The organism is Clostridium sp. Cult1, assembly GCF_021655095.1.
Lineage (GTDB): Bacteria > Bacillota > Clostridia > Tissierellales > Tepidimicrobiaceae > Schnuerera.
This window is the reverse complement of sequence record NZ_PPXW01000001.1, coordinates 2,615,141-2,616,272: the sequence shown is the minus strand read 5'-3', so window position 1 is coordinate 2,616,272 and position 1,132 is coordinate 2,615,141. Positions and strand designations below refer to the sequence as shown.

General features: G+C 32.2%; 1 protein-coding gene. It reads left to right on the top strand.

From position 1 onward, the window contains the following. Nucleotides 1–199 precede the first annotated feature (199 nt). Nucleotides 200–1,132, top strand: a 933-nt coding sequence (locus tag C3E89_RS13215) for a DEAD/DEAH box helicase (RefSeq protein ID WP_236913407.1), incomplete at its 3' end; no start/stop codon positions are given.

The window sequence follows — 1,132 nt, the reverse complement described above, 5'->3', positions numbered from 1 at the left end:
CAACAAAGGCCTATTAAATCTTATATAATGTCAATCTGCCAAACTTTAAAGTTTGGCAGATTATTTAGATCTAAAAAAGCAATGTAGATGTTTTGTAAGGAAATATCTTTCTATAATAACATTGAAGATTTAGACATTTTATTATAATCTTAGTGTATATAGAATTGAAAATTGTTTTTTCAAGCAAAGGATGAATAATATGTCTAAACAAATCAAAGTATCTATAAGGAATTTAGTCGAGTTTGTACTTCGGTCAGGAGATATAGACAATACATTTGTGGGAAGTACTAGAGCAGCGGAAGGGACAAGAGCCCATCAAAAGGTGCAAAACTCTTATGGAGAAGAATATACTCCAGAAGTTGCATTAAGGCATATCTTAAATTATGAGGATTTCACTATAGAAATAGAAGGTAGAGCGGATGGGATTTTAAAGACAGATGAAAATATAATAATGGATGAGATTAAAAGCACTATAAGGCCATTAGATGAGCTTGATGAAGATTATAATCAGCTTCACTGGGCTCAAGGGAAATGTTATGGTTACATGTATGCAAAGGAAAATAAAATAGATGAAATAAATATACAGCTTACCTATTACAACATTGAATCGGAAGAAACAAGGAAGTTTATAAAATACTATACCTTTAAGGAATTAGAGGAGTTCTTTTTAGGGTTAATTGAAGAATATGTAGAGTGGGCTAATATGACTTTTTATTGGCAAATGGTTAGAGATGCAGCCATAAAAGAACTTTCTTTTCCTTTTAAAAATTATAGAAAAGGTCAAAGGAAATTGGCAGTTGCCGTTTATGAAACAATACTTAATGAAAAAAACCTTTTTGCTCAGGCTCCAACAGGTATTGGTAAAACCATTTCTACAATATTTCCTTCTATAAAGGCTATTGGGGAGGGTATTGCTTCTAAAGTGTTTTATTTGACCGCAAAGACTATTACAAGGCAGGTAGCTTTAAATTCTATAGAGCAGATGGCATGGAAAGGACTTAGGATTAAATCCATTGTTATCACTGCTAAGGAGAAAATATGTTTAAATGAAGAAGTAAAATGTAATCCAAGAGACTGTCCTTATGCCAAAGGCCATTATGACAGGGTGAATCAAGCCATAATGGATGTACTA